This is a genomic window from Streptomyces sp. PH9007 (genome assembly GCF_059813725.1).
In genome coordinates, this window is sequence record NZ_CM187440.1 from 5,959,971 (window position 1) to 5,986,016 (window position 26,046).

Below are 26,046 nucleotides of genomic sequence, written 5' to 3' on the forward strand. Positions count from 1 at the left end.
CCGGGCGCCGGCACCCTCCCGCCCCCGCCGCCTGCCGGGCACCTCCGTACCCCTGCCGTACGTCCCTCGTGCGGCTGTCGCCCGATCCGCGGGCGGGCCCCGGTGTCGACGGGGCCCGGGTTCCGCCGGCTTGCAGGCGTCAGTGCATCAGCAGCAGCCGCGTGTTCGGGACGAGCTTCCGGTTCACGCTCGTGCTCTGCACGAAGATCATGAAGTCGTCGTTGTGGTTGGGCTTGACGCGCACTTCTACGTCCGGCAGGCCGAGCAGGACCCGTGCCTCGGGCCCGGTGTACACCCGGTCCGTCTTCTTCTCCAGCACCGCTATCTGCTTGCGCGCCTGAATCTTCTCCGACTTGCTCAGCTGGTAGAAAGCACCACCGGTGCGGTAGGTGTGCCCGCTTTCCACCACCCACTCGCGTATCCCCGCGTCCCGCGTCACGGAAATCAGCTGATACTGCGACGGATTCACCGGGGTGAGGCCGGCCGCCTTGATGGTGTCCTTGTTGACCGTCTCCGCCCCCGTGGAGAAAACCGCCCGCGATCCCCGGATGCCCTTGGTGCGGCCCACCATGAATTTCTCGGTGGCCTCCTGGATGACCTGCCCGGCCTCTTCGAGGCCCTGGGTGCTCGTGGCGTCCCAGATCGCGATGTTGTCCTTCGGGAAACCGCACCGCATGGCTTCCCGCTTGCCCATCTGGTCCGGCACCAGCACGGCCAGCGTCCAGTTGTCCTGCTGCGTCTCGATCATCCGGGCCACCGACTCGACCAGCACCCTGGGGTCCTTGGACGGGGCGTCCTGGCTGCGATGACTCGCGTTCTCCTGCCCGTCGGTGAGGACGAACGTCAAGAAGCTGTGGTCGCCGTACAGCTGGGCCGTCTGCGCCAGTTCGTGCTGCGACTTCAGCGCGGCGGCCAGCAGGGCCGTCATGCCGCCGGCCCGGTACAACTGCTTGAGCGAGGGCATGCGCAGGACGTCCTTGTCATAAATGACGCACTCCACCGTGTTCGAGAACACGTACACCGTGACGCGGGTTTCCTGGTCCAATTCCTCGGACCGGCGGGCGAGATAGGAAATCTGCTGATCGGCGACTTCGACGACCTTGCCGCTCAGGTGTGACATGGACGAACTCGCGTCCAGTACCAGGGCGACGTGGTTGATGTAGTTCTGCTTTCCGGACATGAAAGCTCCCCCTCTTCCGATTGGATGTTCCTACCTTCTCACCCACCACTGACAATCGATCGTGGCGAAGGAACGGACGCGGCGTCACACCCGGCCGGAGGCCGCCCACGACGCGGGGCGGACGGGCCGTCAGGTGACGAGGAGGGGGATTCCGGGCGGCCGGGCGTTCGCGCCCCGGGAGACCGGGAGACCGTCTGCACGCGGGCGGGCCGGGGCGGCGGCCGGTGGCGACCGCCGCCCCGGTGTTCCCGAACCGTCACGGGTTCTCAATGGTGATGTAGGGGTCCCACTGGAAGTAGCCCTTCAGCTGCCGGTGCCGGTCCAGGATCTGGAAGAAGAAGCGGTACACGACCTGGCCGGGCTTCCTGACGGTCGTGCGCCAGTAGTGGTCCTGGTAGTTCTGCGTCACGAAGCCCGGCGTCCCCTCGGTGCCCTCCTGCGGCATCGGGAAGACGCCGTCGATCACCTCGATCTCCGGGGTCCTGATGAGCTGGTGGCCGCTGTCGCTGCTCACGTACCGGTACAGCAGCGCCTTGTAGTCGCTGCTCAGCGACAGTGTGGTCTCCCGCCACCTGATGCTGTCCCCGGGCTCGGCCCGCAGATTCAGCTCGGCCCCGGACGTCCCGATGATGTGGTCGTGGCGCGTCGTCATGTAGATGAGGCTGTGGTCGACCTGCGTCGGCGCGTCGGGGTTCCTCGACGCGTCGGGGTACCGCTCGACGATGGTGGCCGCGTCGAACGCGATCAGTACGTTGAGATCCGTCATTTCCTGTTCCCCTCGGGTGCGGGACTGTGGCGGGACATCGCCCGGTCGCGCCGTTCCGTCTGTGGCCGGCGCGGCCGGTGGGGCCGTCCGGTCATCGGTGGTGAGGGCTTTCGGCACCCGCTACGCCGGGGCGCGGGGCCCGGTGGGCGGCCGGGTCGCGCGCTCAGCTCCGGGTGGCGCCGAGGCGGCCGGTGTCGATGAGGGTGTGGAGACGGCCGGGCGTGAGGTCTTTGTGGTCCGGTGCCACGAGCGGGAGTTCACGCGCGAGCCGAAGACACGTCGGCCGGCGCGCACGGGACGCGGAATGGTCCCGTGGCGTGTCGGTCACGCCTCACGATCCTAGATTTGGCGGACCGACGGTGGTGCGATTCGGGGGACAACGACCGGAAAACATCGAATGCGGTACTTGGCCGAATGATCGGCTTGCTTCGCAATTCCGTGCGAAAATCGGAGTTCTGGCAGAGACGGAAGGGGAATGGTGGAGAAAGCGAGGTGTCCGCTCCGTCATCGGGCCCGGAGGTTTCAGGACCGTGGATCTCCCGGGAGTCCGTGTACGCCGGGTGGGCTGGCGACCGTCCCGGAGCACCGGCACGGTGGTACCTGGCCTTTTTCGGCGCTCGCCGACACGTGCGCGCGATTACGTCGTGGGGCGATCGGCCGTCGTCGTCGGTTCCCGTGCGTCACTGTCAGAGGCACGGTGCAGGATGAGGTCATGGAACCTTCGAGGACCGTGCAGCTGCTGTGGGACCGTATGCAGGACCGTGACTGGAGCGGCGTCGGCGCGCTGCTGGCGCCCGACGCGATCGTGGAGTGGCCGGCCAGCGGGGAACGCATCGTGGGCCGCGAGAACTATGTGCGCGTCAACGCGGAGTACCCGGAGGGCTGGTCGATCCATGTCCTGCGCGTCGTGGCCTCCGGGAACGAGGTCGTCTCCGAGGTCGAGGTGCCGCACGGGGCGATGGGCGTCCACCGGGCGGTGTCCTTCTGGACCGTGGAGAACGGAGTGATCACCGGGGGCCGCGAGTACTGGACGGAGCTCGGTGCCGACCGGGCTCCCGAGTGGCGGACTCCCTATACCGAGCGCATCTGAGGCACGCCGTGGGCGCCCCGGCGATCACCCCGCCGGTGCGCCGCCCTCGGACGTCGCGTGGAGGAACGACCGCCGGGCGAACGCGCCGCGGGAGCACTCGCGCGGCGTTGCGCCCGCACAGCGCCGGGGCCGGCCCGTACGGGCCGGCCCCTGGGTGTCCGTCTTCCCGGCGCCGGTGGTCAGGCGGCCGTTCCCACCGCCGCCTGCTGGGCCCGCCGGCTCCGTGCCCGCTGGACCAGCAGCCCGGTGACGCCCAGCGCCAGAACGAGGTAAAGGGTGGCGGAGATCGGGCTGGAGACCAGCGCCAGCGGATCTCCCTCACTGACCGCCATCGTGCGCCGGAACTCCGTCTCCGCGAGCGGGCCGAGGATCACCCCGATCAGCACCGGGGCGACGGGGAACCCGTACCGCCGCATCGCGAAGCCAAGCAGCCCGATCGCCAGGACCAGCACCAGATCCAGGACCTTGCTGCTGGTGGCGAAGATGCCCAGCATCGCGAACACGGTGATCCCGGCGTACAGATAGTGCCGCGGTACCTTCAGCAGCTTCGCCCACAGCGGCGCGAACGGCAGGTTGAGGATCAGCAGCACGACCATGCCGATGAAGAAGCTGGCCAGCAGCGCCCACACCAGCTCGCTGGCGCGTTCGAACAGCAGCGGCCCGGGCTGGAGGCCGTACTGCCGGAACGCGGCCAGCATGACGGCTGCGGTGGCGGAGGTGGGCAGGCCCAGCGCGAGGAGTGCGCCCATGGCGGTGCCCGCGGTGGCGTTGCCCGCCGCCTCGGGTCCGGCGACACCCTGAATGGCGCCCTTGCCGAACATGGAGCCCGGCTTGCGGGAGGCGAGACGGCGCTCGGTGCCGTACGACAGGAACGTCGGGACCTCGGAGCCGCCGACCGGGATGATGCCGAACGGCACCCCGATGGCGGTGCCGCGCAGCCAGGCGGGCAGGGCGAGCCGGAACTCCCGGCGGGAGAGCCAGAGTCGGCCGGTCGAGGTGATGAGTTTGGCCTCCTCGCTCGTACCCCGCCGCGCCGCGACGGTGATGACCTCGCCGAGGGCCAGCAGTCCGACGGTGATGACGACGATGTTGACCCCGTCGAAGAGCTCGGGCATCCCCGCGGTGAACCGGGAGGCTCCGGACATGCCGTCGATGCCGACAAGGGCGATGGCCAGTCCGATGGCCAGCGAGGTCAGGCCGCGCAGGATCGATTCTCCGACCACGGCCGAGATGGCCACGAAGGCGAACACCGCCAGCGCCAGATACTCCGCCGGTCCGAACAGGGTGGCGAGCCGGGCCAGGGACGGTGCGAAGAACACCACCAGCAGCGAGGCGACCGTGCCACCGATGAACGAGGCGATCGCCGAGGCCGCCAGGGCCTGGGCCGCGCGTCCGCTCTGGGCCATCTTGTGGCCCTCGATGGTCCCGGCGATGGCGGTGCTGTTGCCGGGGGTGTTCATCAGGATGCCGGATATGGAGTCACCGAAGAGCCCGCCGAACAGCACACCGGCGAACATGATGAACGCGCCGATGGGGTCGAGCGAGAACGTCACGGGCAGCAGCAGCGCCACCGCCATGGCCGAACCCAGGCCCGGCAGGACCCCGACGGCCGTGCCCAGCAGGGCTCCGACGAACACCCACAGCATGTTCATGGGCGTGAGGACGGTCAGGAAGCCGTCCCCGAGGTTGCTCAGGGAGTCCATCAGAAGACCCCTTCCAGGATGCCGGGGGGAAGGTTGAGCCCCAGTCCGGCGGAGAAGGCCAGTTGGATGCCCGAGGAGATGGCGACGGCGAGGAAGATGTCGAAGACCGTCCGCCGGCTGCCCAGGGTCCGGGCGACGCCCCAGAACAGTCCGGCGCCCGCCAGGATCCAGCCGAGCGGCAGCAGCAGCACGATGAACGCCGCCACGGTGCCGACGAGTCCCAGCACCGCGGGCCGGTTGCTGCGCACCCGCAGCGGCTCGGGTACGGCGTCCGTCGCGTCACCGGGCCCGGCGTCCGCCGGCTGTACGGCGTCGGCGTCCGGCGCCGCGGCGGGCGACGCGGGCGGCGAAGTGGGTCCGGCCTCGGGGGCGGCCACCCGCACGGGTTCGGGGCGGCGCCAGGTGTCGATGCCCAGGAGCACGGCGAAGACGAAGCAGCCGACGGCGATGATGGCCGGGAACAGCTGCGGGCCGGGGGAGGCGACGTTGTCCGGCACCTCCATCGTGAGGGTGCCGACGGCGAGCACGATGCCGGTGACGAGCAGCAGCAGCGGGATGATCAGCCCGGTCCTGCGCTGCCAGAACTCCGCCCGGGCGGGGCCGGGGGAGGCGGTCGGGGTGTTCACAGGCCCAGCTCCTCGATGACGGCGTCGACCCGGGCCTGGTCCTCCTGGATGAACTCGGCGAACGCGTCGCCGGTCAGCAGGCTGTCCACCCACTTGTTGCGGTCCAGCGCGTCCTCCCACTCGGGGGTGCGGGTCATCTCGGTGACGATGGCGATGAGTTCCTCGCGCTGTTCGTCGCTGATGCCGGGCGGGGCCACCAGCCCGCGCCAGTTGGGCAGCGCGACGTCGATGCCCTGGTCAATGAGGGTGGGGGTGTCGATACCGGGCACCGGCTCCTCGGCGGAGATCGCCAGGGCGCGCAGATTGCCCGCCTCGATCTGGTCGCGGAAGTCGTTGTAGCCGCTGACCCCGACCTCCACCGTGTGCGACAGCAGCGCGGTGAGGACCTCGCCGCCGCCGGCGAACGCGATGTAGTTCAGCTGGGCCGGGTCGATGCCGGCCTCCCGGGCGGTGAGCCCGGCCAGCAGATGGTCGGTGCCGCCGAGCCCGCCGCCGCCGATCGCGTGCCCGTGCGGGTTCTCCCGCCAGGCCTGGAGGAAGTCGTCCAGGGTCCGGTAGGGCGAATCGGCCGGGACGATGAGCACCTCGTAGTCCTCGGCGAGCCGGGCGATCGGCGTGGTGTCCTCCAGCGCGACCGGCGAGTTGTTGACGGTGATGGCGCCCTCCATGACCGTGCCGGTCATCATGAGCCGGGTCGGGTCGGCGCCCACCTCGACGAACTGGGCCAGGCCGATGGTGCCACCGGCTCCCGGCACGTTCACAACCTGCACGTTGTTCACGATCGACCCGGCGCGCAGCGCCTGCTGGAGCTCCCGGGAGGCGAGGTCCCAGCCGCCGCCCGGCGCCGCCGGCGCCATGACGATGAGCTTGGACCTCGGCGTCGCCCCCGAGGCGGAGTTGCTGGCGTCGACGGCGGCAAAACCCGCCAGCACCAGCGTGATCACGACCCCGAGGGCCGCGAGAGCCGGACGTTTCTTGCGCACGGACACTCCCTTGTGACCTGTTAACGAATGGTTTGCGACACCAGAGTGTCCGCCTAGTAGATATAGATGACCGCCAGGTGGTATACAAGCCTTCGGTTCGAACTGATTGCTGAACAAGGGGGCGGGATGACCACCACGGCGGCCACCGACAGCGACGGGGGAGGCGGCGGAATCCGCGCGGTCAGCCGCGCCTGGCGGGTTCTGCGGGCCTTCACTCCCGACCGGATGTCACTGAGCCTGGCCGACATGGTCCGGGAGACCGGACTGCCCCGGACGACCGTGCTGCGCCTGGTGGAAACCCTCGCCGCCGAGGGACTGCTGGAAGCCGGGGCGGACGGCCGGATCCGGGTCGGCACCGCCCTGATCTCGTTCGCCGCCTTCGCCGACGCGGCCTGGACCGTGCCCGCCGCCTCCCTCGCCCGGATGCGGGCGCTGGCGGCGGAAACCGGCGAGACCGTGAGCCTCTACGTCCGTGAGGGGCACCGCCGTGTCGTCGTCGGCCAGGCACCCAGCCCCAACACCCTGCGGCACGCGGTCCAGCAGGGCGACGAACTGCCCATGAATCTCGGCTCCGCCGCCTACATGCTGCTCAGCCTCGAACCCCCGGCCGAACGCGACGCCCTCATCACCGCCATCGTCACCGAATCCGGCGGCGACCCGCAGGCCCTGCGCGAGGGCATCGCCCGCGCCGCCGACCAGGGCTGGAGCGTCAGCCACGGCCAGCGCGAGGCGGGCAACAGCGGTCTGGCCGTACCCGTCCCGCACGCCGGCAGCCGCCGGCCCGCCCGCACCGTGGTCCTCGCCCTGGGCGGTCCCACCGTCCGCTTCACCGACGACAAGATCCCCGAGTTCGTCCACGCCATCCACCGCTGCGCCGAGGACATCGCGCGCATCGGACTCCCGCCCGCCCTGTACTGAGGGACCACCACCCAAGGAGAACCGTGCACGACTACCCGCCCCCCGGCGCGCTCCCCGTCGCCACCGTCTCCGACGCGATGGAACGTTTCGGCGTCGCCGACGGCATACGCCCCCTGTGGCCGGGCGCCACCTTCTCCGGGCCGGCCTTCACCGTCTGGACCCGCCCCGGCGACAACAAGGGACTGCACGCCGCCTTCGAGACCATCCGGCGCGGCGAGATCCTCGTCGTCAACGGCGGCGGCGATACCACCCGGGCCCTGATCGGCGAACTCGTCGTGCAGAAGGCCAAGGCCCTGGAGATCGGCGGCATCGTCCTGGACGGCGCCGCCCGCGACCTCGCCGAACTGCCGGAGCTGGGCATTCCCGTCTTCGCCCGGGCCGTCACCCCCGCCGGCCCCTGGAAGACCGGCCCGTACCGCACCGGCGTCACCGTCGCCGTCGGCGGTGTCCCCGTCAGCCCCGGCGACTGGGTGCTCGGCGACCACGACGGTGTCGCCGTCGTCCCCCGGGCGGACATCGGCGAGGTCATCGACACCGCCCACCGGCTCATCGCGGGCGAGGCCGAACGCCGTGCCGCCAACCAGCGGCTGGTGCCACGTGACTGACGCCCCCGCGCCCCTGGTCTGGATCCCGCGCCCCGTGCACCCCGACGCGGTGGAGCGCCTCGCGCGGCACGCCGAGGTGCGCCTGGGTTACGGCGCCGATCCCGTCCCCTTCGACGCGGTCTGCCACCGCGTGGCCGGGATCCTGCTGCGGACCGAACGAGTCGACGGAGCCATGATGCGCCGGGCGCCCCGGCTGCGGATCATCGCCCGGCACGGTGTCGGCCTCGACACGGTCGACCTCGACCGGGCCCGCGCTCAGGGCATCACCGTCACCACCACGCCGACCGCCAACACCCAGTCGGTGGCCGAGCACACCATCGCCCTGCTGCTCGCCGTGCGGCGCGGTATCGGTCTCGCGGTGCGCGGCGAGGGCGACACCCGGACCGCCATCCGCGGACGTGAACTCAACGGCGCCACCCTCGGCCTGGTCGGATTCGGCCGCATCGCCCGCCGGGTGGCGGCCATCGCCGCCCTCGGCTTCGGCATGCGCGTCCTGGCCCACGACCCCATGGTCCCGGACGCGGACATCACCGCCGCCGGCGCCGAACCCGCCGCGCTGCCCGTCCTGCTGGCGGCGGCGGACCATCTCAGCCTGCACGTGCCGCTCACCCCCGGCACCCGCGGGCTGATCGGGGCGCCCGAACTGGCGGCGCTGCCGGCCGGCGCCGTCGTCGTCAACACCTCGCGCGGCGGCATCCTGGACGAGGAGGCGCTGTTGGCCTCCGTCCGCGCGGGCCACCTGGCGGGGGCCGGCCTGGACGTCACCACCGTCGAGCCGCTGCCGCAGGATCATCCGCTGCGTGCCGAGCCGGCCGTGGTCATCACCCCGCACACCGGGGCACAGACCGAGGAGGCCCTGTACCGGATGGCGGCCGAGGCCGCCGACCATCTCATCCGGCACCTGGGCTGACATTCTGGCAGCACCCGGGCACCTGGCCCCCGAGCGGCGCACCCGCACTCGGGGGCCGCGGTGTTCGCGGCACCGCGGGCGGGGCCCGGTCACGGCCCACCGAACGAGGCGTCCCGCCGTGCGCCCGCGCCGCGCCCTCTCGCGCCGGCCCCGGGGCGCGGCGGCTGCGAAACGGCTCGCGCCCCGCCCGCTCCCCGGCCGGCACCGGCCCGCCGGTTCGGGCCGCGCGGAATGCCCTGGCTGGTGTGGCGCCAGCACCGCGTCGCGTTCCTGCTGCTGTCCGCCGGCGCCGCCGCCATGACGGCGTATCTGCTGTGGCGGGCCGGCTCCGTCCACGACGCGATGCGCGCGCTGGAGGCCGGCACCGCGACCCCGCGGCAGAACGCGCTGATCGACGAGGCCTACCGCGACCTCGGCGGTCTCGGCAGCACGCTGTCCTTCCTCCCGCTGCTCATCGGTGTGTTCATCGGTGCCCCGCTCTTCGCCGGGGACCTGGAGAGCGGCACCGCGAAGCTGGTCGGAGTGCAGTCGCACAGCAGGGCAAGCTGGGTCATCTCGAAACTGGGCATGGCCGCCGTCTTCACCGCCGCCGCCGCGGTGTCCACCGGCCTCGCCCTGCGCGGCATGTGGTCCCCGCCGGCCGACCACTGGGCCGCCAACGCCGACTTCACCAGCGCGGAGGGCTTCGACACCACCGGGCCCACGGCCGTCGTCATGGGACTGCTGGGGCTCCTGATCGGCGCCACGGCCGGGCTGCTCGCCAAGCGCACCCTGCCCGCGATGGTGATCACCCTGCTCGGCGTACTGGCGGTGCAGCAGACCTGGGCATCGGTGCGGATGGAGTTCGCCGACACGGTCGTGAAGACGACCTCCGGAGGCGCGTTCACCTCGGACGACCTGCCGGAGGTCCCGAGCAGCGCGCTGGAGATCGACCACTCCTACCTCACCGCCGACGGCTCCCTCCTCGGCTGGAGCACCTGCTCGGACGCCACCGACGCGGACGCCTGCCTCGGCGAGCGCGGGGTGGTGGGCTGGGCCGTGGAGATCTTTCCGCACTCCCACCTGACGGGCATGCAGTGGTCGGCGGCCGCGGCCCTGTGCGCCGTGCTCGCGCTCACTGCCGCGGTGACGGTGTTCGCCGCCCGGCGGGCACTGCGCTGACACCGCCGACAGCCGGGGGCCCGTGGCCCTGCCAGCGCCCTGCCCGCAGGGCCGCAGGGCATGACGCGCCCCCGGTACGATCGGCGCATGCGGGGGAGCACAGGGAGGCGAACGTGAAGGTCATCGGCCTGATCGGCGGAATGAGCTGGGAATCCACGGCCGAGTACTACCGGCTGCTCAACGCGTCGACACGCGACCGGCTCGGAGGTCTGCACTCCGCCCGCTGCGTGCTGTACTCGGTGGACTTCGCGGAGATCGAGCAACTCCAGGTCCAGGGACGCTGGGAGGAGGCCGGGGAGATCCTGGCCGATGCGGCCCGCGCCCTGGAGAGGGCCGGCGCCGAGATGGTGCTGATCTGTACCAACACGATGCACAAGGTGGCGGATCAGGTGGCGGCGGCGGTGTCGGTCCCGCTGCTGCACCTGGCCGATGCCACGGCGGTCACCGTGCGGGCCGCGGGGGTGCGCACGGTCGGCCTGCTCGGAACGGCGTTCACCATGGAGCAGGATTTCTACCGCGGGCGCCTGGAAGCGGGTGGGCTGGAGGTGTGCGTGCCGAGCGCCGACGAGCGCGCCGCGGTGCACCGGATCATCTACGAGGAGCTGTGCCTCGGTGTGGTGCGGGACGCGTCGCGCGAGGAATTCCAGCGGGTGATCGGGCGGCTTGTCGAACGGGGCGCCGAGGGCGTCATCCTGGGCTGCACCGAGATCGAGCTGCTCATCGGGGAGCGGGACAGCCCCGTCCCGGTCTTCCCCACGGCACGGCTGCACGTGGAAGCGGCCCTCCAGGAGGCCCTGGCCCCGTGACGCCCTCGGCCCGGGGCGACCGCGATCAGCCGGTCGCCCCGCGTCCGCTCACGAAGCCGTCGTGCCGGCGGTGTTCTCCGGACAGGCGGCGGGTGCGTGGCCCACGGGCAGCGGCGTCGCCCCGTGATCGGCGGCGCCGCTCCCGTCATCGCCCTGCGCCCCTCGCCCCGGGGCCGGGCAGGCTACGTCTCGGAGGAACAGGGATCGCAGCAGGAGGGCGCCCGTTCGACGCAGAGGGTGACGGAATCCGTGTTGTCGCCCGTGTCGGGATCCGTTTCGTTGCCCAGGACCGTCGCCGTGTTGCGGATCCGGCCCGCCACGGTGGCCTTGGCCCGCAGGACGAGGGCGGCGGTGGCGGCGACGGCCAGGTCGCCCACCGACCAGAGGCCGGTGTCCGGGTCGTAATCCCCGGTGCCCTCGGCGGACAGGAAGACGAGACCGTCGGGGAGCCGGTCGGTGACCCGCACGCCGGTGGCGTCGTTCGGGCCGGCATTGCGCACGGTGATGCGGTAGGTGACGGTCTGGCCGACCGTGACGGTCGTCGCGTCGGCGGCCTTCACCACCGACAGGTCGGCGGCCGGTCTGACCTCGGTGACCGCCTCGTTGGAGAGGGCTGTCAGGGACTCGGGGGTCTCGCCGAGCCGGTTCTCATAGGAGGCGGTCGCGGTGTTGCTGATCAGCCCTCCCGCCGCGGCCCGTTCGATGCGAACCCGGTACTCCGCCGTCGTCCCGCCCGGCAGGGTCTCGGTGTTGAGCAGCGTGCCCCCGCCGGCGGCGGAGGCCCCGGCTCCGAGATGGAAGACGACCCGATCAGCGCCGGCGTCGTAGAAGCCCTGGTCATCGCCCGGCGCGTCGCTCTTCTCCCCGGTGTTCGGCCCGTCCACGATCCGCAGGGACCCCGGCACGTACGTCGTTCCCGGTGGGACGACATCGGTCAGGACGAGGGCCTCCGCCGCGCCGCCGCCCTCGTTCCTGGCGGTGACGCGGTACGTGATGACCTCGCCCACCTCCAGTGGTCCGGCCGGAATCGCCTCCTTGTGGAGCGTCACGTGGGGGGCCGTGCCGAAGAAGATGCCGTCCAGGAAGTTGCCGATGCCGCGGTTGCCGCCGGCGGCGGAGATGGAGCGGAAGGCGAAACGCGTCAGCGTCTGTCCCGCCGGAACGACGTAGGTTCCCCGGTACTGGCCCCAGGCGTCCTTGCCGTCGGAGAAGCGTCCCTGCTCCACCGTTGACCCGGGCGCGCCGATGTCCAGCGCCATGGTGTCCTCGCCCAGCCGGCCCCGGTGCTGGAGCCGCCAGTAGAGCGTGGTGCCCGGGGTGGTCGGCAGGTCCTGGTAGAGCGTGGACACCTCGTTGGCGTTCAGCTCGGCGAACTGGGCGCCGTCGGCGGACGGCACACCGAGAAAGCCGGTGTGCCACAGCTCCACCATGTGGTCGGAGGCGGTGGTGAGCCAGCCGGGGACCCGCTTGGGGGCCTGGGTCTGGGAGGCGTCGGGCAGGATCTCGTAGTCGGTGACGGTGGGTTCTTCGAAGCTGCCGTTGACGAGGGTGACCCGGAGCGGGGCGGGAGGTGTGGACATGCTGCATCCCCTCGGAGTTGACGCTGCTGGACGGCGTGCCGGCCGGCTCCGCGAGGGCTGCCGGGGCGTGACCGTGACGCTCAGTAGGGGAGCGCAGGGCGGGGGTTACGTACAGGGGCACGTCCCCGGGTCCGGCCAACCTGGCACCGCGGGTTTGCGCTCCCGTCGGCCGGGGCGGGGCCCCACCGCACCTCATCGCGACCCGGCCGGGGCGCCGCGGCCACCTCAGGTGTCCCCATGGCGTCTTCCGCCACCCCCGGTATGACCGGAAATGCCTCACACTCCGTGAAAACAGGACCCCCGAAAGGGTGAATGTACTGCCCTTGAGTTGACGTGCCGCGTGCGCAGTCGCGGGCCGTCGCGGGCACGACCGAGGGCCGGAACGGGCGCCCCTGGGGGCGCAGAGGGAAAGGCTTACTGTCACACGATTACCGTGGGGCGCGCGAGGAACTCTTCTGAACAGAGGCACCAGCGAACCGTGGCGCCCACGTGCGTCCGTGGCCCGGGGTGGAGGACCGGGCGGCTCCGACGACACGGGCGCGCCACGGTACGCGAGCCGCGCGGGCGTGAAGTGCTGTCCGCCGGAGCACGAGGAGGCCGTTCTTCCGTGCCGTCACGGCTTCCCAGGAACAAAGGAAACGATTGTGGAGAGCTCTCACCAACTCACGGACGACGTGCCGCTCGACGTCACCCTTCTCGTGGAGTCCGAAGTGCTCCGGCGGGGCGTCGGCTCCCTCCTCACGCAGATCCCGTGGGTGACACTCGTCGACCGGCCGGCGGGAAGGACCGAATCTCCCGACAGCGGGCCCGGCCGCGCCTCGTTAATCCTCGCCACGCTGCCCGAGTGGAGACAGCTGACGGGCGAGAACCTGCTGGGCCCCGGGACCCGGCCCTTCGTCCTGCTCATCGGCGACGACATCCACGCCAGGGACCTCTCGCTCCCCGTGGAGGTGCCCTGCGACGGCGTCATCTCGCTCCGCGAGGCGACGGTGCCACTCCTGGACACCACCTTGCGCCGCGTCGTCGAGGGCGACATGCCGCTGCCCGCGCCACTGGCACGCGAACTGCTCGCCGGCAGCAGGGGACCGGTGCGGCGTCACACCGGCCGACGCGCGGTCTCCTTCACCGACCGGGAGAGGGAGACGCTCGGCCTGCTGGCCCAGGGGTACAGCAACAAGCAGATCGCGAAGGCGCTCGGCATCTCGGCCCACGGGGTGAAACGCCTGGTGGGCGCCATACTGCTGAAGCTGGGCGCCCCCAACCGCACCACGGCGGCCGTCATGGCGATGAACGAGAGACTCCTCTAGCACACGGATCGGACCTCTCTCCCCGGATCGCGGACGTACCGGCGGTGGTCGGTACGGAGGTGACCGCAGCGCTGCCCCAACCCCTCCACCGAGCACCGTCGTTGCCGTCGGCGCAGGTGAACGGCCCGCCACCGCCATCCTCTCCCGCGCGTGGCGGCGAACCAGCCCCGACCGGGCGGCCGAAGGACATGGACCGACGGGCATACCCGATCGGGCAGATCCCCTCCCGTCTGACCTGCGGCTATGTTGACGGGCCATGGGTGAGGAAACGATCAACCAGCCGTGCGGCGCACCGGTGGCCGGGCGGCACCTGAGGCGGGCAGCGGGCAGCTCGACATGACGGCCGGCACCGGTCGTACCCGGAGAATCTGAGGGCCCTACTTCCTTCCCCGCAAGACCGCTCGGGCTGGTGACAGCCACTCAGGAGGCCGTGAAAGTGCGTTACTTCCGTCTGCTCGTCCTCAGCAACGGGGTCTCGGCATACGGCAGCTACCTCAACCTGGTGGCGCTGAACGTCTTCGTGTACCAGGTGACCGGCAGCCCCATGGCGGCGGGCATCTTCATGGCGGTGCGGCTGCTGACCAGCGTGGGCAGCGGCTTCGTCAGCGGGCGCCTGGTGTCGCGCTTCGACCGCAAATGGCTGATGGTCGGCTCCGACCTGGTCCGGGCCGTGATGCTGCTGGCGCTGCTGCCGCTCTCGGACGACAACCGCCTGCCCCTGCTGTTCGTGCTCGCGTTCACGACGGGTGCCTGTACGACGCTGCACCAGGTGGCCCTGCGCACCAGCGTCCCCGAGATCGTCGGGGCCGAACTGCGGGTCAAGGCGAACGGCCTGCTGGTCACCGGCCGTTCCCTCGCCATGATCGCCGGCTTCGCCTCCTCCGGCCTGGTCATCGCCCAGTTCGGCTACACGACGGCGTTCGCCCTGAACGCGGTGACCTTCCTGGTGTCCGCCCTGATCCTGTCCTCGCTGCCGATCCGGACCCGGGCGGCGGCCACCGAGGGGGACGGGGCGAGCGAGGACAGCGGGCGGGCGAGCCGGTGGGTGTCGTGGGTGCTGCTGCGGGCCGCGCCGGTGATGGCGGCCATGCTGGCCATCCGGGGCGCCGACGCGCTGGGCTCGTCCTCCCACAACGTCGCGCTGCCCATTTACTCCAGCGAGCTGGACCCCACCCATCCGGCGACCTTCATCAGCCAGTTCTGGGCCACCTGGGCCATCGGGCACATCATCGCGCTCCAACTGTGCTCGCGCTACGGCAAGACGGGGCGGACCTTCGGGGAGAAGGCCTTCGCGGCCGGCTCCGCCCTGATGTCGGTGGGCTTCATCCTCGTCTTCGTCGGACTGCCCACCGTCCCCGCCGTCATCGCCGCGCTGATCGCCGGGATGGCGGACGGATTCACCGAGATCGCCTACGTCAGCAAGCTCCAGGAAGCCCCCGACGAGCAGCGCGGCCGGCTGTTCGGCCTCGCTGCCGCCGTCGAGAACGGCGGATTCGGGCTCGGGATGCTCGTCAGCTCCGCCCTGCTGGAGGTCTACGCCCCGATCGTGGTGGTGGGCCTCTTCCACGGGCTCACGTTCCTCCTGTGCCTCGGCTTCCTCGTCGCGCTGGTGAGACGGGGCAGAAGACGCACCGGGCCTCCGCCGGAGGAGGGCGACACCGCCGGCACACCGGAGCCGGACGTGAAAACCTCCCACCAGGGCGGCGGTTCGTGACCCGCCCGCCGGAGGGCACGGCGGTGGCCGTCGTCGGGATGGCCTTCCGCTTCCCGGGAGCGGACAGCCCCGAGGCGTTCTGGCGGATCATCCACGCCGGCCAGGACCGCATCACCCGGTTCACCGAAGCGGAACTGCGGGCCGCCGGCGTCCCCGCCTCCCGGTACCGCGCGCCCGATTTCGTCGGCGCGAGCGGATTGCTGGAGGACATCGCCGGATTCGACGCCGAGTTCTTCGGCATGAGCGGCAGGGAAGCTGAGGGCACCGACCCGCAGCAGCGGATGTTCCTCGAATGCGCCCACCACGCGCTGGAGAACTCCGGCTACGGGCGGGAGCGGCGCGGCACCCGGGTGGGCGTGTTCGCCAGCACCGGCAACCATCTGTACTCGCTCCAGAACTATCTGCTCAACAACGTGCTGGCGAACGGCGTCGGCGACGACTGGCTCTCCCGCTTCCAGGCACTCATCGGCAACTACGCCGATTTCACCGCCACCCGCGCCGCCTTCCGGCTCGGCCTGACCGGGCCCGCCGTCGGTGTCCAGACCGCCTGCTCCTCCTCGCTGGTCGCCGTGCAACTCGCGGCCCAGTCGGTGCTGGTCGGGGACTGCGACATCGCCCTGGCGGGCGCCACCGCCGTCCACGTACCCCAAGTGCTCGGCTACCGCTATGTGAAGGGATCCATCCTCTCCAAGAGCGGGTATCTGCGGGCCTTCGACGCCGGCGCGGACGGAACGGTCGGCGGCGACGGTGTCGCCGCGATCGTCCTCAAACCCCTGGCCCGGGCGGTCGCCGACGGGGACACCGTCCACGGTGTCATCCGGGGCTGGGGGGTGACCAACGACGGGGCGAGCAAGACGATGTACACCGCCCCGAGCGCGCTCGGCCAGCGCCGTGCCATCCGGCAGGCCCTGGAACGCGCGCGGGTCGGCGCGGACTCCATCGGCTATCTGGAGACCCACGGCACCGGCACCTTCAAGGGAGACCCTATCGAGTTCGCGGGCGCGACCGCCGCGTTCCGGCACGATACCGACCGCACCGGGTACTGCGCACTCGGGTCGACGAAGGCCAACATCGGGCATCTCGACGTCTGTTCGGGCCTGGCGGGGCTGCTGAAGACGCTGCTCGTGCTGCGGCACGGAATCATCCCCCCGCTGGCGAACTTCACCCGCCCCAACCCGGCCCTCGACCTGGACCGCAGCCCCTTCTACATCCCGCGCACCGCCCGCCCCTGGCCGGCGGGCGACACCCCGCGCCGGGCCGGGCTCACCTCCCTGGGAGTCGGCGGCACCAATGTCCACCTCGTCCTGGAGGAGCCACCCCCCGTCGCTCCCCGCGGACCGAGGAGAAAACCACCGGGAGTGCTCGCGCTGTCCGGCCACACCGAGGCCGCCCTGTCCGCGAACGTCCGGGCCTTCCGCGACCATCTGCGCCGTCACCCCGACACCGACCCGGCCGACCTCCTCACGTCCACGGCCGGCCGGGTGGTCAGGCGGCACCGCATGGTCGCCCGGGGCGAGACGGCCACCGAACTGGCCGGCTCCCTGGAGCACTGGCTGACCGGTGGCCGGGACGGCGCCCCCACCGGACCGCCCCCGGACGCACGGCACGGCGACCCGCACACCGCCTTCCTTTTCACCGGCCAGGGCAGCGCCCGCCCCGGCGCCGCCCGGGCCCTGTACGAACGCCACGCGACCGTCCGCGAGGTCCTCGACCGGTGCGAGCGCCACTACCGGGAGCTGCACGGCGGTTCACTGCTGGGCCCGCTCCTCGACGAGCCGCCGGGGCCGCGCCGGGAATCCGCGCCGTGGCCCACCAGCACCGCCCAACCGGCCCTGTACGCGGTGCAGTGCGCGCTCGTCCAGCTGTGGCGGCAACTGGGCGTCGCACCGGACACCGTCGCCGGACACAGTGTCGGCGAGTACGCGGCGCTGACGGCGGCGGGCGCGCTGTCGGTCGAGGACGGTCTGCTGCTCACCGCGGAACGGGGGCGGCTCATGGAACATCTCAGCGCCCCCGGCGGCATGGTCGCCGTCCTGGCCGACCGGGCGACCGCGCTCTCGTTCACGGCGGAGCTGCCCGGCATCGAACTGGCCGCGGTCAACGGTGAGCATCACCACGTCCTCGCCGGGCCGCGGGCCGAGGTGGACAAGCTGAGCGCGCTGCTGGAGGAGCGCGGGGTCCGGGCGCGGGAGCTGCCGGTGGCCCGGGCCTTCCACACCGCGCTGGTCGACCCGGTCCTGGACGGCCTCGCGCAGGCGCTGGCCCGGGTGTCCTTCCGGCCCGTCACCGTGCCCTTCGTCTCCGGCCTGGACGGCACGACCCGGCCGCTGGGCTGGACCCCCGACCCCGGATACCTCCTGCGGCAGGCGCGCCGGCCCGTACTGTTCCACGAGGCTCTGCGCTCGGTCGCCGGCCGGGGCGCCACCGCCCTGGTCGAGATCGGCGCGGGCGCCGCCCTCGCCGGGCTCGCCCGGCGGGCCCTGCCCGAGGTGCCGGCCGTGCCGAGCCTGCGCGGCGGCACCGGAGCGGAAGCACTGTGGCACGCCGCCGCCGAGCTGTACCGAGGTGGCGCGCACATCGACTGGCAGGCACTGGCCGAGGACTGCGGAGGCCGGCGGATTCCGCTGCCCGGCTACCGCTTCCAGCACAGCACCTACTGGACGGGGCCGGCACTGACCGCCCCGCGAGCGGTGGACAACCCGAGGGAAGGAATGGACATGACGGCACGGACCGCGGTCGAGGAAGTGCTGACCAACGTCATCGAGGTGACCTCACAGGCGCTGGGCAACAGGTCGGGCGCGGTGGCCGAGGACGCCTCGTTCCTGGAACTCGGCGCGGACTCACTGCTGATGATCAACGTGCTGCGCGAACTGGAGCAGACGCACCGCGTCAAGGTGTCCATGCGCGAGCTGTTCGACGAGGCCGTCACCCCCCGTCAGCTGGCGGAACTCATAGCCGGCCGCAAGACCCCCGCCCCCGTGGACGCCCCGGCCCCGCCCGTGGCGCCGGCCCCGCCCGTGGCACCGGCCCCGGCCCCGCCCGCCCCCTCCCTCGCCCCGCCCCGCACCGAACCGCCGGCGTCCTCCGCCGCCCCTGTGCCACCACCGTCGGCCCCGTACGCCACCCGGGACGAAGTGGAGGAACTCGCCCGCCAGATCAAGCAGCTCTCCGGCATCCAGCTCCAGCTGATGTCACAGCTGTCCGAGCTGCTCTCCCGGCAGAGCCTGACCGCGGCCGGCGGCGGCAAGGAGGGACAGTGACCCGACCCGGTACGGAACTGAGCAGCCTCTCCGCCTCCACCGACGCCGATCTCGCGGCGATGGCCGGTCTGTCGGAGCGGATCGCCCGGCACATCGAGGGCCGGGCCCCCGCCCCGCAGCAGCCGGCCGACGCGGGTGGCGCCGCCGGGCGTGAGCCGGCTCCCGTCCACGGCCCACGGGTGAGCGTCTCCCGTTCCTCCGGCATGGTCCGGCGACCGGCCGGCGCGAGCGGCGCGGCCGTGAGCACCCAGGAGGCCCATCTCGATGACCTCGTGGACCGCTACACCCGCAGGACCCGCCGGTCCAAGGAGGCCGCGGCCCGCCATCGCCCGGTGCTGGCCGACAGCCGTGCCGTGGTCGGCTTCCGCAGCAGCACCAAGGAGATGCTGTACCCCATAGCGGGCCGGCGGGCCAAGGGCTCCGTGCTGGAGGACATCGACGGCAACCGGTACATCGACATCACCATGGGCTTCGGCGTCCTCCTGTTCGGCCACGAACCGGCGTTCGTGACCGAGGCCGTCGCCGAACATCTCTCCCGGGGCGTTCTGCTGGGGCCGCGCGACCTCGCCACGGGCGAGGCCGCCGAACTGCTGACCGGACTCACCGGCATGGACCGGGTCGCGTTCGCCTGCTCGGGCACGGAGGCGAACGCCGGCGCGATCCGTCTCGCCCGCGCCGCCACCGGGCGCGGCACGATCGTCACCTTCCACGGCGCCTACCACGGCCACGCCGACAGCGTCCTCGGCCGTTCCTCCGGCTCCGGCGCCGACCGGGTCACGGTGCCGGTCTCGCCCGGCATCCCGCCGAGCGCGGTCCAGGACCTGCTGGTGCTCGACTACGGCGACCCGGCGGCCCTGGAGACGATCGAGCACTTCGCGGACCGGATCGCCGCGGTGATCATCGAGCCCGTGCAGAGCCGGCACCCGTCCCTGCGCCCGGTCGAGTTCGTCCGCGCCCTGCGTGAGCTGACCCGCCGCCACGGCATCGTCCTGATGTTCGACGAGATGCTCACGGGGTTCCGGCCGGCACCGCGCGGCGCGCAGGAGTTGTACGGGGTCGCGCCCGATCTCGCGACGTACGGAAAGGTCCTCGGCGGGGGCTTCCCAGTGGGGGCCATCGCAGGCCGCTCCGACCTCATGGGCGGAGTCGACGGCGGCCTGTGGACGTACGGCGACGACAGCCACCCGCAGAGCGACACCACGTTCTTCGGCGGCACCTACCTCCAGCACCCGGTGTCGATGGTCGCGGCGCGGGCCGTGCTGTCCCACCTGAGCGAGCACAGCCCCGTCCTGCAGCAGCGCCTCAACGCCCGCACCGACGCGTTCGCTGCGACGCTGAACGACTTCTTCGAGAATGAGGAATTCCCGCTGCGGGTGAGCCACTTCGGCTCCCAGTTCCGCTTCGAGCACCGCGCCGACATGGAACTCCTGTACCACCATTTGATGCTGCGCGGGATCCATGTCTGGGAGTGGCGCAACTTCTTCCTGTCCACCGCGCACAGCGACGGTGACATCGAACGGATCATCGACGCGGTCAAGGAATCACTGCGAGAACTGCGCGGCGCGGGCTTCTTCCCGCGCACCGCCGCGCCCGGATCCGCTCCCGTGAGCACCCCCGCCCGGGCCACCGCCACCGCCCCGGTCACCGCCCCCGTACCGGCGGACGATCCCGTACCCGCCCCCGAGCCCGTGGCGCAGGACGCTCCGCCGCCGACCGTACCCGCCCTGGCCTGGAACACCCGGGCCACGCAGGCCACACGCCCCGCCGCGACGCCCCCGGCGACCCAACCCGCCGGCCGGCGACCCGACTTCAGCATCTACTTCTTCGGCGACTACCCCCAGGTCGACAACGGCTACGAACTCATCGCCGAGACCGCCCGGTTCGCCGACCAGCACGGATTCCACGCCCTGTGGATGCCCGAGCGGCACTTCCACTCCTTCGGCGGCCTCTTCCCCAACCCCGCCGTACTCGCCGCCGCCCTGGCCCGGGAGACCAGCCGAATCCGCCTCAACGCCGGCTCGGTCGTCCTCCCGCTCCACGACCCGGTCCGGGTCGCCGAGGAGTGGTCGATGGCCGACAACCTCTCCGGCGGACGGATCGGGATCGGCTGCGCCAGTGGCTGGCACGCCAACGACTTCGTCTTCTTCCCCGAACGCTTCGGCCGGCACAAGGAGCTGATGTACGAACAGCTCGCGGACATCCGGCGACTGTGGCGCGGGGAAGCGCTGACCCGCGCCGGCGGCGACGGTGAGGCCGCGATCCGGCTGTTCCCCCGCCCCGTCCAGCAGGACCCGCCGATGTTCACGGCCGTGGTCGGCAACCCCGCGTCCTACGAACGGGCCGCCCGGCACGACCTGGGCATCGTCACCAACCTCATGTCCCAGAGCGTCGGGGAACTCGCCGCGAACATCGCCCGCTACCGCCGCGCCCGGGCCGAGCACGGCCTGGACCCCGACGCGGGCCGGGTCGCCGTCCTGCTGCACACCTACCTCGCGGCCGACCACGACCGGGCCCGGGCCGACGCCTACGAACCGCTGGCCCGGTACATGCGGTCCTCCCTGTCGCTCTTCGGCGGCGTCGCCAACAGCCTCGGGTACCAGGTCGACCTGACGGGGCTCGACGAGGACGACCTGGACGCCCTGTTCCGCCGGGCGTACGACCGCTACTGCGACCAGCGCGCCCTGATCGGCACCGCCGAGAGCGTCTCACCGGTGGTGGAGGCGGTGAGCGCGGCCGGAGCGGACGAGATCGTCTCGCTCGTCGACTTCGGCGTGCCGCCCCAGGCGTTGCGATCGGGACTCGTGCATCTCGACGCCCTGCGCCGGGGCCCTCGCGGCACCGGGCCACACCGGCCGCAGACGCCGCAGGACCCCGGCACCCCGCTGTCACCCGGGCAGCAGCGCGTGTGGATGCTGCACCAGCTCTTCCCGGACAGCACCGCCTACAACGAGGTCAAGGCCATCCGGTTCGACGGCGCGCTGGACGCGGACGCCCTGCGGACGGCACTGCACGGCCTGGTGGCCCGGCACCCGGCCCTGCGCACCGTCTTCCGCGAAACGGACGGCGAGCCCCGCCAGTTCGTGCTGCCCACCGGCCGCCTCGATCACGAGCTGATCGACCGCGAGGCGGCCTCCGAAGCGGAACGGGAAGCCGCCGTGCGTGAGGTGCTGGCGGCCGAGAGCGCCCGGCACTTCGACCTGGAGAACGGCCCCCTGCTGGTCAGCCGGCTCATCAGGACCGGCCCCGAGCGCCACGTGCTGGTCCTGTCGCTGCACCACATCGTCTCGGACGCCGCGTCCGCCACGATCATGGCGCGGGACCTGTCCGAGCTCTACCGGGCCGCACGCGCCGGCACCGCTCCGCAACTGCCCGCGCTGGAACGGACCCCGCTCGACGCGGCCCGAGAACAACGGGACGCGCCGGACGGCGACACGGCGCGGCAGGACCTCGCGTACTGGCGCGAGAACCTCCGCGGCGAACTGCCCGTCTCCAGCCTCCCCCCGGACCGGCCGCGTGGCGCGGCCATGACCTCCCGAGGCCGCGCGGAGTTCCGCACCCTGGACCCCGAACTGTCGGACGCGCTGCGGCGGCTGAGCCGCGAGAACCGCACCACCCTGTTCATGACGCTGCTCACCGGGTACGCCGCCGCGCTGCACCGGATGACCGGCGAGCGGGACATCATCATCGGCACCCCGACGTCCAACCGCCCCCCGGAGTACCGGGATGTCATCGGGTTCTTCCTCAACACGGTCGCCCTGCGCGTCGACGTGTCCGGAGACCCGGCCTTCGACACCCTGCTGCGGGACGTCCGCTCCGTGGCGCTGGACGCCTACGACCACGCCACGGTCCCCTTCGACTCCGTGGTGCACGCCCTCGCGCCGCCGCGCACCACCGCGCACACCCCCGTCTTCCAGGTCATCGCCGAGTACGAGTCCGGCGAGCCGTTCCGCTTCGACCTGCCCGGCCTGCGGGCGGAACCGCTGGAAGCCGGACCGGACAAGTCCCTCACGGACCTGAGCGTGTACTTCACGGACCGGCCGACGGGCATCCTGTGCCAACTGGAGTACAACACCGACCTCTTCGACGCGGAAACCGTCGACCGGTTCTACGCCACCCTGCACCAGATCCTGCGCGGCGCCGTCCGCGACCCCGCACGGCCCCTGTCCGCCCTCGATGATCCACCCGCCGCGGCGGCCCACGACACGCCCGTACCGCAGGCGTGGCAGCACGGCGAGCAACACCCGGTGGAAGCCGTCACGGTGCACGAACGGGTGGCACGCCAGGCAGCGCTCGCCCCCCACCGCACCGCCGTGATCTGCGGCGACCGCGCACTGACCTACGGCGAACTGGACCGGCGCGCCGACCGCTTGGCGGCCACGATCCGCCGGCGGGACCCCGGCGCCGACCCCGCCGCCCCCGTCGCCGTCTGGCTTCCCCGTGGCCCCGACCTCGTCGTCGCCCTGCTGGCGGTCCTGAAGGCCGGACGCCCCTACCTCCCCCTGGACCCCTCGCTCGGCCGGCCGCGCGCCGGTACCGTGATCGCCCACTCCGGGGCCCCGATCCTGCTCGCCGCCCGCACGGACGCGGAGGACCTGCCACCCCTGCCGGCGGACACCAGGGTCGTGGGACTCGCCGATCCCCCCGGTGACGCCGCGCCCCCGCCCGCAGCCGCCGTGAGCCGGCCGCAGGACCCCTGCTACGTGATCTACACCTCAGGCAGCACCGGCGGTCCCAAGGGCGTGGTGGTGCCGCACCGGGCCGTGGTCAACCTCTGCCAGTGGCACCACCGCCGGTTCTCCTTCACCCCGGCCGACCGCAGCGCCCTGCTGTGCAGCCAGAGCTTCGACGCCTCGGTCCTGGAGATCTGGCCGGCGCTCACCGCCGGCGCCTCCCTCGCCGTCGCGGACGACACCGACCGGCGGGACGCCCGGGCACTGGCGCGCTGGTACGCCGACCGGCACGTCACCTTCAGCATCCTGCCCACCGCCCTCGCCGAGACCGTTCTCGAACTGCCGGCCCACGAACAGCCGCCACTGCGCCACCTCGCGGTGGGCGGAGACATCCTGCGCACCCGGCCCGGGCCCGGGAGCCGCTACGAGGTCGTCAACCTGTACGGCCCCACCGAGGTCACCGTGCTGTGCACCGCGTACGGCGTCACACCCGCCGGGCCCGGCGAGGACCCCGCCCCGATCCCGATCGGCCGGCCCATCGACAACGTCCGCCTCGCGGTCCTGGACGAGCACGGTGCCCCGGTCCCGGTGGGCACCGCGGGGGAGCTGTCCGTGGGCGGGCCGGGCATCGCCGACGGCTATCTGCACGAGCCCGCCCTGACCACGGACCGCTTCCGGCACGGGCCCCACCCGGACGGCGGGACCGGGCGGATGTACCGCACCGGCGACCTGGTGCGCTGGACGGCGGAGGGCGTCCTGGAGTTCCTCGGCCGCGGCGACGACCAGGTGAAGATCCGTGGCTTCCGGGTGGACCCCGAAGAGGTCTCCCGGGTCCTGGCCGGCCTTCCCGAGGTGCGGGAGGCCATCGTGCTGCCCCGCCCAGGCCCACGGGACGAGCCACGCCTGGTCGCCTTCGTGGCCCCCGCCCACCCCCTCACGGACGCGGGGGAGGGCGCGCGGGAGTTCGCCGACCGGCTGACGCGGCAACTCGCCGACCGGCTGCCGGAGTACCTCGTGCCACGGGCGTGGTCGGTCCTGGACCGGCTCCCGCTCTCCGGCACCGGCAAGGTGGACCGCGCGGCGCTGCCCGAGCCCGCGTACACCACGCGGCTGCCGGCTCCGGCGCGCGGCCCGGAGCCCGCCGCCCCCGCTCCCTCTCCCGGGACGGGCGGTTCGCCCGAGGAGTGGGAGGCGCGGCTGCGCCCGCTGTGGGCCGCCGAGTTCGGCCTGGAGCCGGACGCCGTCGACCCCGAGGTGTCCTTCTTCGACCTGGGCGGTCACTCCATCACCGCGATCCGGCTGGCCAACCGGATCCGCGCGGAGTTCGCCACCGACTTCTCCATGACCCGCTTCTACCAGGAGCCGACCCCACGGGCGGTGGCCCGCCATCTGGCCGGGCGGAATTCCAGCCCCGCCCGGGAGCCGGCGCACCGTGCGACGCCGACGCTCCAGCAGCAGGGCTTCATCACCGGACATCTCGAGCACCCGCTGCCCCAGGTGTACAACGTCGCCATGCGGATCACGCTCACCGGTGAGCTGGACCCGGAGGCACTGCGCACGGCACTCGGCCGGCTCGTCGCCCGCCACGAGTCACTGCGGCTGCGCTTCGTCGAGGAGAACGGCGCCTGGGCGCAGGAGGTGCTCCGGCCCCGGCCGGTCGACCTGCCCGTGGAGGATCTCGGCGCCCACCCGGCGGACGTGCGCGACGCCGAGGTCGATCGCGTCAGCGCCGAGCTGGCGCAGACCCCCTTCGACCTCACCGCCGGGGTGCAGCCGAGGTTCCGGCTGCTGCGCACCGGCCCCTCCACCTGGGTGCTGCTGTTCGTGCTGCACCACGCCTCGTGCGACGGGTGGGCGGTGAGTGTCCTGCTGCACGACTGGGCCGCCCTGTACGCGGCGGCCGTCAGTGGCATCCCCGATCAGCTCCCGGAGCCGCTCCAGTCCACGGACTACGCCCGGTGGCAGCAGCGCCATGCCCTGCCGGAGCGGGAGGCGGCGCGCAGGGCGGCGTACTGGGTGCCCCAGCTGACCGGTGCGCCCTTCCGCATGGAGCTGCCGCTGGACCGCCCGCGCCCGCCGAAGCCGAGCGGGAAGGGCCGGGCCGTGCTGTTCACGGTCCCGGCGGAGGTGCGCCGCGACGTGGAGCGCCTGGCCAGGGCGCGCGGCACGACGGCCTTCGCCGTCACCGGTGCCGCCCTGGGACTCCTGCTGTCCGGGCTCTCCGGGCAGCCCGACGTCCTGCTCAGCGTGCCCTACGCCAACCGGGACCGCGCCGAGTTCGAGTCGCTGGTCGCGTGCACGGCCGCGACGTACGTGCTGCGGGTACGGGCGGGGGAGGCCAGGGACTTCGGCGCGCTCGTGGACGGGGTGACCCGCGCGGCGACCGAGGGGGTCGATCACGTCCTGCCGATACGGAAGGTCGTCGCGGCGCTCCGGGAGGAACACGGACCGGAGGGCATACCGGACCGCGTCACCATCGGGTTCCAGTACCAGAGCTCGCTGCGTACGGACATCAAGCTCCCCGGTCTCGACACGGCCGTCGAGGACCTGATCGTGCCGGCCGCCCGTGCGGAGTCGGCGTTCGGGCTGGTCCCCGCCGGGGACGTACTGACCGGGTACATCGCGTACGCCACCGATCTGTGGGACCACGGCACGGTCCAGGGCTGGGCCGACGCCTATGTCCGGCTGCTCACCGAGAAGGTCCGGGAGGAGTTGCACAAGTGAACCCACCGGCCGTCCCCGGGGCACCGGGGACGGCCGGGGCGGC

Annotated in this window: 16 protein-coding genes; 10 read left to right on the forward strand and 6 right to left on the reverse strand. The window is 72.3% G+C overall.

All coding sequences use genetic code 11. The annotated features are described in order from the left end of the window. Positions 1-139: 139 nt before the first annotated feature. Positions 140-1,180: a vWA domain-containing protein gene (locus ACTFAP_RS27190; protein ID WP_495682766.1), complete on the reverse strand. Its 1,041-nt coding sequence runs from the start codon at positions 1,178-1,180 to the stop codon at positions 140-142. A 256-nt stretch (positions 1,181-1,436) separates the two neighbouring features. Then, positions 1,437-1,946 carry an AidA/PixA family protein gene (locus ACTFAP_RS27195; RefSeq protein WP_495682767.1) on the reverse strand — a complete coding sequence of 170 codons (510 nt, stop codon included), beginning with the start codon at positions 1,944-1,946 and terminating at the stop codon, positions 1,437-1,439. A gap of 712 nt (positions 1,947-2,658) precedes the next feature. On the opposite strand from ACTFAP_RS27195, the gene ACTFAP_RS27200 reads away from it, so the two are divergent. Next, complete coding sequence (locus ACTFAP_RS27200; protein WP_390120996.1) at positions 2,659-3,036, forward strand: nuclear transport factor 2 family protein; 378 nt, start codon at positions 2,659-2,661, stop codon at positions 3,034-3,036. A 179-nt stretch (positions 3,037-3,215) separates the two neighbouring features. On the opposite strand, the gene ACTFAP_RS27205 is transcribed toward ACTFAP_RS27200, so the two are convergent. The 3 genes from ACTFAP_RS27205 to ACTFAP_RS27215 are packed head-to-tail and all read right to left on the reverse strand — an operon-like array spanning position 3,216 to position 6,348. After that, on the reverse strand, positions 3,216-4,739 hold the full coding sequence (locus ACTFAP_RS27205) for a tripartite tricarboxylate transporter permease (protein ID WP_390120999.1): 1,524 nt from the start codon (positions 4,737-4,739) through the stop codon (positions 3,216-3,218). Next, positions 4,739-5,365 (reverse strand): tripartite tricarboxylate transporter TctB family protein, encoded by a 627-nt coding sequence (locus ACTFAP_RS27210; RefSeq protein WP_495682768.1) that lies wholly within the window; start codon positions 5,363-5,365, stop codon positions 4,739-4,741. Before ACTFAP_RS27210 ends, ACTFAP_RS27205 begins: the two co-directional genes overlap by 1 nt. Continuing rightward, complete coding sequence (locus ACTFAP_RS27215; RefSeq protein WP_390121004.1) at positions 5,362-6,348, reverse strand: Bug family tripartite tricarboxylate transporter substrate binding protein; 987 nt, start codon at positions 6,346-6,348, stop codon at positions 5,362-5,364. The genes ACTFAP_RS27210 and ACTFAP_RS27215 overlap by 4 nt, the downstream gene beginning before the upstream one ends. 126 nt (positions 6,349-6,474) lie before the next feature. Between ACTFAP_RS27215 and ACTFAP_RS27220 the strand changes: the two genes are divergently transcribed. The 5 genes from ACTFAP_RS27220 to ACTFAP_RS27240 all read left to right on the forward strand — a co-directional run bounded on the left by ACTFAP_RS27220 (position 6,475) and on the right by ACTFAP_RS27240 (position 10,748). Beyond that, positions 6,475-7,266, forward strand: coding sequence for an IclR family transcriptional regulator domain-containing protein (locus ACTFAP_RS27220; RefSeq protein ID WP_495682769.1), 792 nt, complete (start codon positions 6,475-6,477; stop codon positions 7,264-7,266). A 23-nt stretch (positions 7,267-7,289) separates the two neighbouring features. After that, entirely contained in the window at positions 7,290-7,871 is a 582-nt protein-coding gene (locus ACTFAP_RS27225) for an RraA family protein (RefSeq protein WP_364241286.1), read from the forward strand. Further along, the gene (locus ACTFAP_RS27230) at positions 7,864-8,781 is read left to right on the forward strand and encodes an NAD(P)-dependent oxidoreductase (protein WP_451750598.1); all 918 of its coding nucleotides are present in this window, start codon (positions 7,864-7,866) and stop codon (positions 8,779-8,781) included. The genes ACTFAP_RS27225 and ACTFAP_RS27230 overlap by 8 nt, the downstream gene beginning before the upstream one ends. 231 nt (positions 8,782-9,012) lie before the next feature. Beyond that, on the forward strand, positions 9,013-9,942 hold the full coding sequence (locus ACTFAP_RS27235; RefSeq protein WP_500467672.1) for an ABC-2 membrane transporter-related protein: 930 nt from the start codon (positions 9,013-9,015) through the stop codon (positions 9,940-9,942). A 113-nt stretch (positions 9,943-10,055) separates the two neighbouring features. After that, positions 10,056-10,748 (forward strand): aspartate/glutamate racemase family protein, encoded by a 693-nt coding sequence (locus ACTFAP_RS27240; RefSeq protein ID WP_500467673.1) that lies wholly within the window; start codon positions 10,056-10,058, stop codon positions 10,746-10,748. 182 nt (positions 10,749-10,930) lie between these two features. On the opposite strand, the gene ACTFAP_RS27245 is transcribed toward ACTFAP_RS27240, so the two are convergent. Further along, positions 10,931-12,328, reverse strand: coding sequence for a CLIPPER-2 domain-containing protein (locus ACTFAP_RS27245; RefSeq protein WP_500467674.1), 1,398 nt, complete (start codon positions 12,326-12,328; stop codon positions 10,931-10,933). Positions 12,329-12,972: 644 nt separating this feature from the next. Here ACTFAP_RS27245 and ACTFAP_RS27250 point away from each other — a divergent pair. From ACTFAP_RS27250 to ACTFAP_RS27265, 4 genes are all read left to right on the forward strand, one after another. Continuing rightward, a complete protein-coding gene (locus tag ACTFAP_RS27250) occupies positions 12,973-13,635 on the forward strand; it encodes a helix-turn-helix transcriptional regulator (protein WP_500467675.1) in 663 nt (220 codons plus the stop codon). 436 nt (positions 13,636-14,071) lie between these two features. Then, positions 14,072-15,349, forward strand: a complete 1,278-nt coding sequence (locus ACTFAP_RS27255) for an MFS transporter (RefSeq protein WP_500467676.1) — start codon at positions 14,072-14,074, stop codon at positions 15,347-15,349. Next, positions 15,346-18,609, forward strand: coding sequence for a type I polyketide synthase (locus ACTFAP_RS27260; RefSeq protein ID WP_500467677.1), 3,264 nt, complete (start codon positions 15,346-15,348; stop codon positions 18,607-18,609). Before ACTFAP_RS27255 ends, ACTFAP_RS27260 begins: the two co-directional genes overlap by 4 nt. Next, positions 18,606-26,003 carry a MupA/Atu3671 family FMN-dependent luciferase-like monooxygenase gene (locus tag ACTFAP_RS27265; protein ID WP_500467678.1) on the forward strand — a complete coding sequence of 2,466 codons (7,398 nt, stop codon included), beginning with the start codon at positions 18,606-18,608 and terminating at the stop codon, positions 26,001-26,003. The genes ACTFAP_RS27260 and ACTFAP_RS27265 overlap by 4 nt, the downstream gene beginning before the upstream one ends. Positions 26,004-26,046: the final 43 nt, after the last annotated feature.

Coding starts and splice junctions, on each gene's coding strand:
- ACTFAP_RS27190 (WP_495682766.1), bottom strand. CDS start 1,180: ATGTCCGGAAAGCAGAACTACATCAACCACGTCGCCCTGGTACTGGAC.
- ACTFAP_RS27195 (WP_495682767.1), bottom strand. CDS start 1,946: ATGACGGATCTCAACGTACTGATCGCGTTCGACGCGGCCACCATCGTC.
- ACTFAP_RS27200 (WP_390120996.1), top strand. CDS start 2,659: ATGGAACCTTCGAGGACCGTGCAGCTGCTGTGGGACCGTATGCAGGAC.
- ACTFAP_RS27205 (WP_390120999.1), bottom strand. CDS start 4,739: ATGGACTCCCTGAGCAACCTCGGGGACGGCTTCCTGACCGTCCTCACG.
- ACTFAP_RS27220 (WP_495682769.1), top strand. CDS start 6,475: ATGACCACCACGGCGGCCACCGACAGCGACGGGGGAGGCGGCGGAATC.
- ACTFAP_RS27235 (WP_500467672.1), top strand. CDS start 9,013: ATGCCCTGGCTGGTGTGGCGCCAGCACCGCGTCGCGTTCCTGCTGCTG.
- ACTFAP_RS27245 (WP_500467674.1), bottom strand. CDS start 12,328: ATGTCCACACCTCCCGCCCCGCTCCGGGTCACCCTCGTCAACGGCAGC.